The 11,169-nt window shown below is 36.7% G+C and carries 7 protein-coding genes and 1 pseudogene; 5 read left to right on the top strand and 3 right to left on the bottom strand.

The features are described 5' to 3' along the window. Nucleotide 1 precedes the first annotated feature (1 nt). The 4 genes from ACY651_RS18650 to ACY651_RS18635 all read left to right on the top strand — a co-directional run bounded on the left by ACY651_RS18650 (nucleotide 2) and on the right by ACY651_RS18635 (nucleotide 5,738). The gene (locus ACY651_RS18650; protein WP_462255016.1) at nucleotides 2-1,504 is read left to right on the top strand and encodes a sodium:solute symporter family protein; all 1,503 of its coding nucleotides are present in this window, start codon (nucleotides 2-4) and stop codon (nucleotides 1,502-1,504) included. A 96-nt stretch (nucleotides 1,505-1,600) separates the two neighbouring features. Further along, the gene (locus ACY651_RS18645) at nucleotides 1,601-2,578 is read left to right on the top strand and encodes a dihydrodipicolinate synthase family protein (RefSeq protein ID WP_462255015.1); all 978 of its coding nucleotides are present in this window, start codon (nucleotides 1,601-1,603) and stop codon (nucleotides 2,576-2,578) included. A gap of 201 nt (nucleotides 2,579-2,779) precedes the next feature. Then, the gene (locus tag ACY651_RS18640; protein WP_462255014.1) at nucleotides 2,780-4,966 is read left to right on the top strand and encodes a TIM barrel protein; all 2,187 of its coding nucleotides are present in this window, start codon (nucleotides 2,780-2,782) and stop codon (nucleotides 4,964-4,966) included. Between the two features lie 16 nt (nucleotides 4,967-4,982). Further along, nucleotides 4,983-5,738, top strand: a complete 756-nt coding sequence (locus ACY651_RS18635; RefSeq protein WP_462255013.1) for a hypothetical protein — start codon at nucleotides 4,983-4,985, stop codon at nucleotides 5,736-5,738. 189 nt (nucleotides 5,739-5,927) lie between these two features. Here the strand turns inward: ACY651_RS18635 and ACY651_RS18630 are convergent, their stop codons facing one another. The 3 genes from ACY651_RS18630 to ACY651_RS18620 form a co-directional block, all read right to left on the bottom strand. Next, nucleotides 5,928-6,476 (bottom strand): REP-associated tyrosine transposase, encoded by a 549-nt coding sequence (locus tag ACY651_RS18630; RefSeq protein ID WP_462255012.1) that lies wholly within the window; start codon nucleotides 6,474-6,476, stop codon nucleotides 5,928-5,930. 257 nt (nucleotides 6,477-6,733) lie between these two features. Further along, the gene (locus ACY651_RS18625; RefSeq protein ID WP_462255011.1) at nucleotides 6,734-7,945 is read right to left on the bottom strand and encodes a hypothetical protein; all 1,212 of its coding nucleotides are present in this window, start codon (nucleotides 7,943-7,945) and stop codon (nucleotides 6,734-6,736) included. Between the two features lie 121 nt (nucleotides 7,946-8,066). Next, the gene (locus ACY651_RS18620; protein ID WP_462255010.1) at nucleotides 8,067-9,692 is read right to left on the bottom strand and encodes a S1C family serine protease; all 1,626 of its coding nucleotides are present in this window, start codon (nucleotides 9,690-9,692) and stop codon (nucleotides 8,067-8,069) included. A 345-nt stretch (nucleotides 9,693-10,037) separates the two neighbouring features. Here ACY651_RS18620 and ACY651_RS18615 point away from each other — a divergent pair. After that, nucleotides 10,038-11,169 (top strand): annotated as a pseudogene (locus ACY651_RS18615) (hypothetical protein); the annotation flags it as partial.

Here is an 11,169-nt window from a genome sequence, read left to right as displayed (position 1 = left end):
CCTGCTTGCCATGCTGGCAATCGGTTTTTATTTTTCCAAAAAAAATAAAAACTCCGAACAGTTTACTAAAGCCTCAGGCAAAATTCCCGGCTGGGCAATTGGCCTTTCTATTTACGCCACATTTTTAAGCAGCAATACTTTTTTGGGTAATCCCGGTAAAGCATTTGGTGGCAACTGGAATGTTTTTGTTTTTAGTGTATCTATGCCGTTAGCAGCATGGGTGGCCACAAAATATTTTGTACCGTTTTACAGAAACACCGGGGAGATTTCTGCCTATACCAATTTGGAAAAACGTTTTGGCCCCTGGGCAAGAACGTATGCAGTAGTTTGTTTTTTATTAACGCAGTTTGCAAGAATGGGCACCATTTTTTTTGGTATGGCATTAAGCCTGCAGGCACTCACAGGTTTTAGTATGCAAAGTATAATGGTGGTAATGGGTGTGTGCATTATTATTTACACTGTACTCGGTGGTATGGAAGCCGTGATATGGACAGAAGTAGTACAGGGCATTATCAAAACATTAGGCGCATTACTCATTTTATATTTGGTCATCAAACAAATTCCAGGAGGGTTTAGTAAAGTAATTGAAATTGCAAAAGCAGATAATAAATTTAGTTTAGGCAGTACAGCATTTAATTTTACGCAACCCACATTTTGGGTAGTGCTGCTGTACGGGTTTTTTATTAACCTCAATAATTTTGGTATGGATCAAAATTATATACAGCGGTATCATACAGCATCGTCCGAAAAACAAGCGGCAAAATCTGTTTGGCTTTGTGTGTGGATGTATGTGCCGGTATCATTATTGTTTGTCATCATCGGTACATCGCTGTATGCATTTTATCAAATGCAACCCGATTTAATGGAGCCGGTAAAAATAAAATTAGCTACGGAAAAATTAGGAGCATTGGCATCTTCACAACAAATACAAACTTTAGCAGCCACGTTTACGCCAGCCGATTATGCCGATAAAGTGTTACCGCATTTTATGGTAACCAAAGTGCCCACAGGTTTGTTAGGTGTATTGGTGGCAGCCATTCTATCGGCGGCAATGAGTACCATCAGCAGCAATATGAATGCCAGTGCCACCGTGTTTACCATGGATATTTACAAAAAATATTTTAATCCAAAAGTGAATGATAAGCAACAATTATTTTCGTTGCATTTGGCTACAGTTATTTTTGGTTTAATAGGTTTAAGTGCAGGCCTGGCAATGATTGGTGCAAAAAGTTTATTAGATACCTGGTGGAAACTTTCCGGCATTTTTGCTGGCGGCATGCTCGGTTTATTTTTATTGGGGCTGATAAGTAAGCAAACAAAAAATGCAGCAGCGGTTACTGCAACCGTCATTGGCGTGCTGGTTATTTTATGGATGACGTTCAGCGAAAGCATCACCGACGAATACAGTTTTGTAAAAAATAATTTACACAGCAATATGATTATTGTAGTAGGAACGCTAACAATATTTTTAACAGGAATACTGATTACCAGGTTTAAGAAATAGCTGTACTACAGTAAAATTACACCGCATAATAGTAGTATAATACATTTTTATTGCTGTTGAAAATAAGGAAATTTATAAGCTATAAAACAAATGGATATGAACACCAATAAATTTGTTCCGGTAATGATAACACCCTTCAACTTAAAAGCAAAAGTTGATTTGGATGTGGTGAGTAACTTAATTGATTTTTATTTAGCCGCAGGCGTAAAAGGTTTTTTTGCCAATTGCCTCAGCAGCGAAATGTACAGCATTACCGAAGATGAACGGCTGGAATTAACGCAGCATATTGTACGTTATGTAAACGGCCGTGTGCCGGTTGTTGCTACCGGATCATTTGGATTAACGGTGAATGACAAAGCAGATTTTACAAAAAAGATTTATGATACCGGTATTAATGCCGTGATATTAATTACCGGCCATTACGCCAATGTAGAAGACAGTGACGACGTGTTGTTGAAAAATTTTGAAACCATGTTTAAACTTACCGGCAATATTCCATTGGGTATGTACGAATGTCCGGCGCCGTACAAAAGAATTATTGGCCCCGATGTTTTTAAAACTTTGTTATCAGCAAACCGTTTGGTGTATCATAAAGATACTTCGATTGATCTGGAAAAAGTAAAAGCAAAAATTGATATTGTAAAAGAAACAAAAAGTAACCTCGAGTTTTTTGATGCACATTCACCCAATGCCATGTACAGTTTGCAAATGGGCGCAAAGGGTATGTCATCCATCAGCGGAAATTTTTATCCCGAAATTTTAGTGTGGATGGTGAACAATGCCAACGATCCGGCAATGCAGGAAGAAGTAAAATGGCTGCAGGCAGAAATAAGCCGTGTTGATCCGTTGATACATATCGCTTATCCCATGAGTGCAAAATATTTTTTGCGTAAAAGAGGTTTGCCCGTGCGTACCATCAGCCGTGCCACTGCGTTGGAACTCACACCCGAACAAAAGAAAACTTTAGACGACATTCATGAAAGTTTTAAAACCTGGTGCGATAAATTAAAAATAAAACCTGTTGATGTGGAACAATTGATGTTACCAAAATATCAATTGGATGCTGCTATTTAATTAAATTGCTGTATGAATACATTCTTTTGTTTTGAGCCGGGCCGCAGTGCTGCTATGAGGCTTCATTGGCTGCCTGTGCCGAGTAGGATTTGTGTGCAGCCTCGGCATCGCACTCTTGTACGATATATCTTTACTCAGCTCTCCTTCATTGCAAAATCTCTTTGCGCCTCAGTTCCTTTGCCCCTTTGCGTGAAAACATTTATGCTCCTTTGTGCCTTTGTGTCTTCGTGGGAAAATAAAGTAAACGCTCAGCAAAACACAGATAATGCTTATGCCAAACCACTCAAAGAAGTTTTAAACGACATTCAAAAAAAATATAACGTCACCATAAAATTTGCCGACAGTGTGGTGGCCAATAAAAAAGTTACCTACGCCGGTTGGAAATACCGTCCCGATGTAGAACTAACTTTAGAAAGCATCTTAACACCATTAGAATTAAAAGTAAAAAAAGAAGGGGATAAAAAATATAAACTCAGTGCGTATGAATATTACCGCTGGCAACCTGCAGAAGGTTGGGCAGAGTTAGATAGAATTGCTGCACAATATAAAACACTGCAGGAATGGGAAAGTAGAAAAACAGAATTAAAATTATGCATGAAAGAAGCGTTACAATTAGCACAGCTTCCTGCATTACCCAATAACAAACCTGTAATTACTGCGGTAAGAAAATTTGATGGCTACACCGTACAAAATATTGCAATAGAAATTTTACCCGGCCTTTGGATAAACGGTTCATTATACAAACCTGCAAAATATAAAGGCAAAATTCCGGTGATATTAAATCCGGATGGCCATTGGGAAAAACAACGTTACCGTGCCGATTGCCAATACCGTTGCGCTGGATTTGCAAAAATGGGCGCCATGGCATTCAGTTACGATCTGTTTGCCTGGGGCGAATCGTTATTACAATTTAAATTAGAAGATCACCGCCGCAGTTTATCTATGACTATACAGGCATTGGGAAGCATTCGCATTCTCGATTATTTATTAGCACAAAAAGATGCCGACACCAATCGTGTAGCCATAACAGGTGGAAGTGGCGCAGGCAGTCATTCCGTTTTAATGACGGCATTAGATGACCGTATAAAAGTTTCCGCACCTGTGGTAGCAATAAGTTCGTATTTCTATGGCGGCTGCCCCTGCGAAAGCGGTATGGATATACATAGTTGCGGAGGAAGAACAGATAATGTAGAAATTGCTGCCATGGCTGCGCCAAGGCCGCAGTTGCTTATCAGCGATGGTGGCGACTGGACAGATAAAATGCCGGAACATGATTTTCCTTACCTGCAAAAAATGTATAGTTGGTATTGCAAAAAAGATGAGGTGCAAAATGTACACTTACCCAATGATAAACATGATTTCGGCATTACCAAACGTATTCCCTTGTACAATTTCATGGCAAAATATTTAAACTTAAATATCAAAGCCATACAAAATGATTCCGCAAAAATTGACGAATCAAAAATTACTATTGAACCGGAGCAGGCTATGTATGTATTTGGTGACAAAGGAGAAAATTTACCGGCACATGCCATACACGGATTTGAAAATTTGGAAAAAGTATTTGCTGATGAAATTCAAAAAGCAAAAACCAACCAGCGCTATAAAATCGGATTGATTGATCTGATGTTATTAAAAAGACAAAAGCTCGGCGCCATTACTTTAGCCGCCCAATTAAAAGCCGATGGAGTAGAAGTGGATATGGGAGGTTTGGGTACCCGGCCAACTTTTGATAACCAACTCTTAATTGATTCTGTAAGAAATAAATTTTTGCAAACCGCCAAAGAGAATAATGTAATCATATTTTCACTGGCCATGACGGGTTATTATGCCCAATCATTTTGCAACAGGACTGAGTATAAAAAAAGTATTGAAGATTGCATCAGCACCATGAAGCTGATGAATGTAAAAACGGCTTTTCTTCCTCTGGGTGTGCAGTGCGATTTAAAAAAGAATCCATCGGTAAGAGATTCCGTTATTGCAAGATTAAAAGTGGCCGGTAAAATGGCGCAGGATGCTGGTGTGGTCATTGGTATCGAAACGGCATTATCTGCAAAAGAAGAAGTACAATTATTAACAGCAATAAATTCTCCTGCAATAAAAATCTATTTCAATTTTTCTAATCCTTTAAAAGAAGGCCGTGATTTAATTAGCGAATTAAAAATTTTAGGCAAGGAAAGAATTTGTATGATACATGCCAGTAATAAAGACAGCGTATGGTTACAAAATGATCCGCAGATAGATATGTACAAAGTAAAAAAATGTTTGGATGAAATGGGCTACACCGGCTGGTTAGTTATTGAACGCAGCAGGGATGCTGCAAAAGCTTCGGATACAAAATATAATTATGGGGCGAATGCGGCGTATTTAAAGAAGGTGTTTCAGTAAAGATTAAATTCAATAAATGACTTATCAAGAAGAAATACATGTAATAAATGCTTTTTTTGGGTTGTATAAAAATTTCCTTATTGATAAGTTAGAGCATCCTGACTCTCCTGATTTTATTATGACTACGGACTCCAAAAAGATAGGCATAGAATTAACGCAGATAGTTCACAGTCAAAATGCAAAACAATTAAGTTCAGAGGAGATAAATTTTACTGATCTAGTCCTAAAAAAGCTAGTTCATTTATTACCTTTCAATTTTAGCATTAGCATTGATTTATTTACAAATAAGGGAGTTAGTAAAGCAAAACGGGAAAACATATCAACAGAAGTCGCCAACTTTTGTGCTAATGAATTTTTGAATTTAGAAGATACAATGCATGCAAGTGTGGAGCATGTGGAGACAGATCTTAGTTCTGCTATACCATTTGTTAGAGATCGTTTGCTTGGAATGGGTCTTAGAAATCTTCCTGAAGGAATAAAATCTATAAACTTATTTAGATATGATTTACATGGTTCATCTTTCAATTCACAATCAGAAGCTGCAGTTATTCCTGAGTTTTCAAAAAAAGTGTTAGATGACATATTGAATGCTAAAGAAATTAAACTTAGATCTTATAAACCTTGCGATGAATATTGGTTAATAATTTGGCAGGGTGGAGGGATAACTGGATATTTTAAGGGTATCGAATTTGACATCCCCATTTCTTCTACTTTTGATAAGGTATTTATTTTGAGAAGTGCCCAGAATGATCTTGTTATTTTGAAACCCTAATTTGAACTGTCCATCTTCGTTTGTAACCACTGTTATTGAAGAAAACACAGTTTTTGGTATCGAAGAAAAGCTATAGTGGGTAGCGGTGGGCTACGGTCTGGTTGTTGGTACGCTACTGGCGCAAGTGTTCTTCCGAAGGAAGCTCACTTGTGTCTACCAATACTACCGGACTGTGTCCGGATTATTACTTCACAACGGTTCAATTTTTATAAGCCCAATCTCCTTAGTGTAATAGTCTATTGCGCTGGAATATTTATAATGCCACGGTTCCCAAACCAGGCCAGACCGTACCGGGTTTTCATGCAAATAATTTAATCGCTGTTGTATTTTTTCAGGGGTGTTTAATTCTATCGGATGATAATCCTGTTTCCAGAATTGAAATTCCTTGTTGTTATTATTATTTTGGCCCACAAAATTAAAAATATTCAGCATCCACTCTTTCCTGCTTTCGGAAGGATTATCCTGAATGGCTTTGATAATTTGTTTGCTGCTGTATTTCTTAATGTCCCTTACAATGTCAGCAATTTTATTACTGTTGCTGCTTACAATCAAATGCAAATGATTGGTCATAATAACCCATGCATGAAGCTGCAATCCTTTATTTGCTATGCAATATTGCAAGCTTTTTACCAATAGCTCCTTATAACATTCCCTGCTAAAAACATCAATCCAGCCAACAACAGTAAAAGTTATAAAATGAGGGATAGCATCTTCGCCGGTTTTATATTTAGATGACATCAGCAATAATTTTATTGCTATAAATATAAACCATTTTGTTTAAAGGCTTAAGTGATGGTAGTAGTGAAGAGGCTTTTAATTAGTGAGTTTATTTTTTTTATGTTGTACCATGCTGCGGTCGCAGACCGCTTGAACTTATAGACACCAGTGACCAACCTTCGGTTGAACACTGGCGCCAGTGTGGGGACTTCGGGCTGGTTGTTGGTACGCTTTGCACATTGTCCCGGCTGCATACCAACAAAGGCCAAAGCTTTGAATCACGGATTTAATTTTTGCTCATCTGCAACTTCATTTTTTATATCATCTACAAACATTCTTGGATTCCATCCTTTTAATATTCCATCTAACACATAGGTATCAAGCATGGAAAGGCCTAATTCTGCCGCCTTCCCAATAATACCGCCAGCCGCAGCTCCTGTTGGCCCAGCTATAAGACCTCCGACGCCAGACCCTAAGCCAAACATCGCCACGGTCCTAACAAATTTTCCTCCAGTAGATTCGAAAAATTTGTTTTTACCTGCTATTTCGTCTATGTACTCTTCAGTAATATTCTTTGTATCAATACTTTTTGAAAGTGTATTAATCCACTTTCTATATTCTTTGATATTCTTTTTATATCTCAAATCAAAAACTCTTTCGAACGGTATTTTATTTTCAATTACGTAATCTTGAATGTTTGCAAGGTTTTCTATTTTCAAAATTTCGGAAGTGTTTTCAGAAACATGATAAGCAGTTTCGATATTTCTAACTGATCCTTTCGTCAAACTATAATTTTGGTATTTATCATAGCTTTTAAAGTTTTTTTCTGCAAGTACGGTTGTCTCTAAAACACTATGCCCAAGTTGAAATAGCTTATCTCTTTCAACCAGATTTAAATTTTCTGGTTCTTTGTCATTATTTAAACCCAATTCGGTTAATTGCCCCTTGACATAAGCATCAATTACTATTTTAGTTGCGTTATCAGCTATTGAATTGTCTGGCAAAACGTACTTGTCAATTACCCGTTTTTTAAAAATTCTTTTTCGGTCTTTGTGGAAAGAGAAGTAACTTAAAAGCTTATCAAGATTTCTTTCAGGGTCACTATCTTCATCAGAAAATTTACCAGAAATTAATGGAGGTTGTCCTATTATGGAACTTTCATCCATACTGCCATCTGGTAATTTCATGCCTAAGGAAGTAACAATTATTGGCGTCCATAATACTGGAATGATTATACCATATTCGATTAATTCTTCGACTTTGTTTATTCCAAGTTCTTTAATAAGAAAATACAGTTCAAGATTTTCTCTGTCAATTTTTATCGCAATTTTATCGAATAGAAGAAATTGTTCAAAAAGTAACGCTAAGATTTTCTTTTTCTGATATTCAGGTGACGCATTTTCTCCTATAGGAATAGGAGCTACTTGAGTGATGTATTGTTGGCCATACAACTCCAACTGGTCATTAAAAACTATATGTGTCTCTGCCATATTTAAAACCATGTTTAAACCATAAATATCTTCAGCACGATTTTGTTTGTAGTTAAGATTACACCAACAAAGGCGAAGCAGAATTGTCTGCAGTTTTTTATCGTTCCTCCTTGAAAATTATCTACTCTGTAACTTGTATTAAGCAAACATAGTTTTTAAGAATTTTTACCTGTTCCTTTAATTCTTTTTTCAAAAGCTGATTTGATGGCTGCGGGATAATAGCATTTGGAATCATGTTCATTAAGCTTAATAGGTAAGTTGCTTTAATAGCATAATTTACATTTTCAATTGAAGTTCCAACTGCTTTGCTATTTAGTTTTGCAGAAGTAATACCTATAATATTTCCTTGATTATTAAATAACGGACCGCCGCTGTTGCCAGGTTGAAGGGGAATTGATATTTGATAATACCTTACATCATCTGCTATACCTGATTTGGCACTTATAATTCCATCGGTCACTTTATAATTTGTGCCCATAATGTCATTTAAAGGATAGCCAATGGTAAAAGATTTTTCACCTATATCTGCTTTCTCTGAAATTCCATAGGGTAAAGATGTAAGACCATTGAATTTATCATCTTCAAGTTGAATTAATGCTACATCATTTTTACTATCAATAAGAACCAACTTTGCTTTGTAATTGAAGTTTCCAATGTCATTCGATATATTAACTTCAATATTTTTTGCACCTTCAACTACATGAGCATTTGTAGCAATCAGACCATTTGTTGATACAAAAAAACCACTTCCAGATGTACCAGAAGATTTTTTAGTCGTAGCTTTCGAGTTTTCAGATGTAGGATACATTTTAATAAACTTATTCTGTCGTTTCTCGCCACTTTGTTCCTTAAACTCTATTGACAATAATGCTTCATTTTCCATCATTCCAAAGGTTTCAACTGATGTCTTGTCACCTAAGTACCATTTCACAGAATAAAAACCATTCATAGAAGTCGGTTCAAAAACAGCCTTAACTTCTCCGGGGCTCCATATTTTATTATCAGCTTCAATTATAATTGCAATAAATTTATCATCTTTTTTCTTTACAGCGAATTTATAATAACTCATTTTATCATTTTGGTACGATTTGTAAATACCTTCAATAATATTGAGCTTAGCTGAATCTAAATATTTTTTTAATAATTCCTCTGATTCGTTAGTCGTTTCAACTTTTGTATATTCAATACGTGGTGTAAGTTGAGGGTTGAAATTATATTTCAAATCATCAATTTTACCAAATGCCCTTTTTGTGGCTTTGTTATAATCGTCTTGCATTGACCAGCCCATTGCTTTCCCTGTGTTTGAGTAAACTACTTCACCTTTGCAGTTCTTAACTGTTAGAGAAACTTCGTTTGTTCCAACTGTCACATTTGTATGGTTAATAATACAGTTTAGAAGTAAACATCGATTCCCTTTAATGTCATTGAGTGGGGGAGTTTTATCACTGAAAACAACAAATCCTTTGTCTGAAAAATAACTTCTGAGTTTGGAGGAAATACTCCAAATATCAATGTCCCCATTTCCGTAAGTAAGAGTCGGAACAAAAACATACTTGTAACCATTTAGTTTTTCAATTGATTGCCCTAATGAGTGATTAGTAACAAATAGAAGAACTAATATTGTCAAAGCTTTTAACTTGGACATAAGCTTGGTTTTAAAATTACAGGCAACTTGTATATTTATGCTACAAGGCGTTACTTCAAATTTTACGGTTGCTTGATCTTTCAACTTTTTGATGATGTACATTTTATTTTTTTTCAAAAAAACTTCGCTACGCTTACTTATACAAAGCAGGAGTTTTTATTAGGTACTTAAAGATATTATTTAAGTTTGATATTTAAAATTTATTAATCACTCACAAATCCTTAGACGGATTCTCCGCTTCAATTAAAGCCCCCCAATGGTATGCAGTTGAAAGGATTGCGACGCAACGGTGATGCCATGGAAATATAAAGCTGGTATTCAAAAATCAAATAGTAATATCTTCCATCTTTTTAGTAAATACCTACCTTGTTAAGCGGTATTGATTTAGGTAAATTGTACATCGTAATGGCTTTGCTCAAATATTTTTAGCGCACTAATTTTTTAACGATGAAACGATTGTCCCAATGCTTGCCTGCACTGTTGCTGGTGTTGTTACTGCTTTTTAATTTTAATGCATGGGCTGGCGATATTTTTGTGGCTGCCAATGGTTCGGATGTAAATGATGGATCGAAACAAAAACCACTGGCAACAATAAACGCTGCATTGCGCAAGGCCAGGGAGTGGCGGCGTTTGAATGATGCGGCAATTGCAGGCGGGATAAATATTATTGTAGGCGGAGGGATATACAATTTATACGAACCGGTTTTTATAAGCCCGGAAGATGCAGGCACTAACGAAAGCCCTACATATATACAAGCTGCACCAAACGAAACACCCATTTTAAGTGGTGGATTTAAAATAAATAATTGGCAAAAGTTACATAAAAAAATAGCAGGCCTTCCATTAAATGCACAGGGAAAAGTTTGGGTAGCGGATGTGCCGCTTACCGCAGGAAGATTGTCCGAATTCAGGCAACTGTGGGTGAACGATAAAAAAGCGATAAGAGCAAAAAGCATGAACGGCGATTTGATGGACCGCATTTTAAGCTGGGATAAAAAAGAACAGACCTGCTGGATACCTGCACCAAAAACTTTATCGCTGCAAAATGTACAGGGCATGGAAATGTTTATTCACCAATGGTGGGCCATTGCCATTTTACGCATTAAAAAAATGGAAGTGCAGGGCGACAGTGCCAAATTGTTTTTTCAGCAACCTGAAAGTAAAATTCAAAGCGAACATCCGTGGCCGGCACCATGGCTATCGAAAGAAACGGGTAACTCTGCGTTTTACTTAACCAATGCCCTGCAGTTTTTAGATGAACCCGGCGAATGGTATTTGGATATTACTAATCATAAAATTTATTACTGGCCGGGGGCAAATGAAAATTTGTTGACAGCAAATGTTGTAGCACCTTCTTTAGAAACCTTAGTAAAAATTGAAGGAACGATTGATAAACCCGTTACCAATATTTTTTTTACAGGTATTTCTTTTCAGCATACGGGTTGGTTGCGGCCTTCGCAACAAGGCCATGTGCCACACCAGTCGGGTATGTACATGACGGAAGCGTATAAACTAAAATTTCCGGGAACAGAAGATAAAAAAACCTTAGATAACCAGGCATGGATTGGCAGGCCGGCTG

The sequence above is a fragment of the Ferruginibacter sp. genome, from assembly GCF_031391665.1.
GTDB lineage: Bacteria > Bacteroidota > Bacteroidia > Chitinophagales > Chitinophagaceae > Ferruginibacter.
Note: the sequence above shows the minus strand (reverse complement) of the source record. Positions and strands in the feature narration are given on the sequence as shown.

Coding starts and splice junctions, on each gene's coding strand:
- ACY651_RS18645 (WP_462255015.1), top strand. CDS start 1,601: ATGAACACCAATAAATTTGTTCCGGTAATGATAACACCCTTCAACTTA.
- ACY651_RS18640 (WP_462255014.1), top strand. CDS start 2,780: ATGCTCCTTTGTGCCTTTGTGTCTTCGTGGGAAAATAAAGTAAACGCT.
- ACY651_RS18635 (WP_462255013.1), top strand. CDS start 4,983: ATGACTTATCAAGAAGAAATACATGTAATAAATGCTTTTTTTGGGTTG.
- ACY651_RS18630 (WP_462255012.1), bottom strand. CDS start 6,476: ATGTCATCTAAATATAAAACCGGCGAAGATGCTATCCCTCATTTTATA.
- ACY651_RS18625 (WP_462255011.1), bottom strand. CDS start 7,945: ATGGCAGAGACACATATAGTTTTTAATGACCAGTTGGAGTTGTATGGC.
- ACY651_RS18620 (WP_462255010.1), bottom strand. CDS start 9,692: ATGTACATCATCAAAAAGTTGAAAGATCAAGCAACCGTAAAATTTGAA.